This is a genomic window from Pseudoalteromonas sp. GW168-MNA-CIBAN-0100, assembly GCF_040309225.1.
In the GTDB taxonomy this organism is placed as follows: Bacteria; Pseudomonadota; Gammaproteobacteria; order Enterobacterales; family Alteromonadaceae; genus Pseudoalteromonas; species Pseudoalteromonas arctica.
Genome location: NZ_JBEOOL010000193.1, coordinates 1 through 387, shown reverse-complemented (window position 1 = coordinate 387; position 387 = coordinate 1). Strand labels below are relative to the sequence as shown.

Annotated in this window: 1 protein-coding gene; it reads left to right on the top strand. The window is 38.2% G+C overall.

Going from position 1 to position 387, the window contains the following annotated elements; all coding sequences use genetic code 11:
* Nucleotides 1-387: EAL domain-containing protein (locus AAEY62_RS20685; RefSeq protein WP_350636141.1), on the top strand; the 387-nt coding region annotated here is incomplete at both ends.

The window sequence follows — 387 nt, the reverse complement described above, 5'->3', positions numbered from 1 at the left end:
TATTAGCACTATGCTTAAACATTATAATTTACCCGGTAGTTTACTTGAAATAGAACTGACAGAAAGCAGCATTATTAGCTCATTTACACAGGCTAAAACGCAGTTGCAGCAACTAAAAAAGCTGGGCGTGCATATAGCATTAGACGACTTTGGTACCGGGTACTCGGCATTGAGTTATTTAACTAAACTGCCTTTTGATACATTAAAAATAGACGCGAGCTTTATTGCTAAAATCCCTGATGAATACGGCAATAGCCAAATAGTTGCAGCGCTTATTGCACTGGCAAGCAATTTAAACTTAATGGTAGTGGCAGAGGGAGTTGAGCAGCTAGCTCAAAAAAACTACCTTATTAGCTTAGGGTGTAATGTTATACAGGGGTATTACTA